A 2,010-nucleotide genomic window follows, 5' to 3' on the forward strand; every position below is an offset into this window, starting at 1 on the left:
GGCATGACCATTGTCAATATATGGAAATTCCCCGCGATTATTCAGTACATGGTCTTGCCCGGTTTCACGGGCATCTTGGACCATTTATTGTGTTAGGATATCGGATGGGAAGATATGCCCTGAAGGCTTTAAATGCAGATCCGTTTGAGCTCAAGGCACAGGTCTTCTGTAATGGAATCACTCCGCAGTCCTGCATGGCAGATGGAATTCAACTTGGAAGCGGTTGCACACTTGGGAAAGGAAATATCGAAATAATCAAGTCCGAAAATCTATTTAGCACGTTTTGCAAAGATGAGAAGAAGATAAAAATCACGCCACATCCTTTGAAAACCCTGGATCAGAATGATCCTGACTATGAACTGGCCATTGAACAATATGCCCAATCCCTCTATGATCTGAAGGATGAGGAATTATTCCAGGTTGATGGCCTGTGAGCTGTGGCAAACCTGACTGCCTAATTCATCTGGAAAACGTCTGGACAACCTATGAAGGAGCGGAATGCCCGGTAATCAGGGACATCTCATTTGATATCAGGGCTGGAGAATTCGTTGTTATCGGCGGTCCAAACGGGGCAGGCAAAACAACTCTTCTTGAAGCCATCACCGGGCTGCTCCCCATTGTCCGGGGATCTGTTACTGTCTGCGGAATGGGAGTTCTTAAAGAAGCAACCAGAGCCAGATGCAGTATTGGGTATGTTATTCAGAATTTTGATTTTCACCCGTTTACTCCCTACACTGTGGAAGAAGTTGTCAGAATGGGAAGATATGGGAAAATCGGATGGTTCAGACGTGAGACCGAAGAAGATGTTGAGGCAGCCAGGGATGCAATGCGAACTCTGCGAATTGACCACCTGAAAGATGAACTCATCGGAAAACTCTCCGGCGGTCAGCAACAGAAAGTCCTCATCGCCCACAATCTGGCAAAAAAGCCATCAGTACTTCTCCTGGATGAACCTTACAGTAACCTGGATATCAGGACCCGGGATGAGGTTTCAGATATTCTCTGCCAGATCTGCGATTCCGGTGTACCGGTCATGATGGTCTCTCATGCATTTGACAGTCTTCCTGATAGGGACATCCGGGTGATTGTTATGCAGACAGGAAAATTAGTTCTGAATACTGTTTCAAAGCCGGATAACGTAGCCAACCTTATTCGCTCAGTCCCGGTGGCCGGCTGATGCTTGAGTTTCTATTCCCGAATAATGTGCTTTGCCATGCAATTGAGGCGATGTTCTTCGCCTCAGTCGGTTGTGCTATCCTGAGTGTTCTGATAACTCAAATGAACATCTCCTCAATTGGATTTACGATGTCTCATGCAGCATTTGCCGGAGGAGCAGCGGGAGTATTCTTCGGGCTTCCCATGATGCTTTCGGCCATTGTGATGAGTATACTGACAGTAACAGTCATGGGGCCGCTCAGTTACCGGACCCGGATGCATACCGACACTACCCTGGGCGTTCTGTTTGGAACGATGATGGCCCTTGCCATATTTTTTATTTCGATGATGCAATCATCCGGGCGGGGATTTGATGCCAGTTCTCTTCTGTACGGCAACGTCATCTCCCTGTATAGGGAGGAGATTTACGGTCTGTGCGTTATCACACTGGGAATCATCCTGATCATTTATATCTTCAACAAAGAGATTGCAGCCATTACATTTCACCGGAAGATGGCTGAGATCAGTGGGATACAGGTGCAGCCAGTGTATTATCTCTGCCTTTTTCTGATAGCCATCATGGTTGCACTCTGTCTTCCCATCGTTGGTGGTCTGCTTCTTTATGTCTGGCTTGTCACTCCTGCAGCGATTGCATACCAGTATTGCGGAACGATAAGGCAGATGTTTCTGGCAGCTCCCATTGTGGCTGCTATCATCAGTGTTATTGGTGCCTACACTGGAATTACGTACTCACTCCCGGTTGGGCCGCTGACTGCTGTATTTTTTTCAATTATCTTTATGGCCGCAGTGGCACTTTCACCAAAAAGAAAAGTAAATAGTCAAACATATTAACAC

3 protein-coding genes are annotated in these 2,010 nt (G+C 46.8%); all 3 read left to right on the plus strand.

Translation table 11 applies throughout. The annotated features are described in order from the left end of the window. The coding region (locus VN429_RS11380) for a formylmethanofuran dehydrogenase subunit E family protein (RefSeq protein ID WP_325633404.1) at positions 1-434 on the plus strand (434 nt) is incomplete at its 5' end. After that, positions 431-1,177, plus strand: coding sequence for a metal ABC transporter ATP-binding protein (locus VN429_RS11385; RefSeq protein WP_325633406.1), 747 nt, complete (start codon positions 431-433; stop codon positions 1,175-1,177). The genes VN429_RS11380 and VN429_RS11385, both read left to right, overlap by 4 nt. After that, positions 1,177-2,007 (plus strand): metal ABC transporter permease, encoded by an 831-nt coding sequence (locus VN429_RS11390; protein WP_325633408.1) that lies wholly within the window; start codon positions 1,177-1,179, stop codon positions 2,005-2,007. Before VN429_RS11385 ends, VN429_RS11390 begins: the two co-directional genes overlap by 1 nt. Positions 2,008-2,010: the final 3 nt, after the last annotated feature.

It is taken from the genome of Methanospirillum sp. (genome assembly GCF_035560735.1).
In the GTDB taxonomy this organism is placed as follows: Archaea; Halobacteriota; Methanomicrobia; order Methanomicrobiales; family Methanospirillaceae; genus Methanospirillum.